This is a genomic window from Mycobacterium sp. NGS68 (assembly GCF_059812195.1).
Map to the genome: position 1 here is coordinate 1 of NZ_JCALCE010000108.1, position 206 is coordinate 206.

A 206-nucleotide genomic window follows, 5' to 3' on the forward strand; every position below is an offset into this window, starting at 1 on the left:
AGGTCGCGGCCGGTGATCAGCCGCATGCAGACGAACAGGCGTCCGTCGATTTCGCCGTAGTCGTAGATGGGGACGACGTGGGGGGTTTCCAGTCGGGCGGCGGCGTGGGCTTCGCGGCGGAAACGTCGTTGGAATTCTTCGTCTTTGGACAGTTTGGCGGAGAGGACTTTGATGGCCACGGTGCGGTCGGTGACGGTGTCGTGGGC

At 64.1% G+C, this 206-nt stretch carries 1 pseudogene; it reads right to left on the reverse strand.

Annotation, left to right across the window (positions count from 1 at the left end):
• Positions 1 to 206 (reverse strand): annotated as a pseudogene (locus AC5Y5V_RS31465) (serine/threonine-protein kinase PknD); the annotation flags it as partial.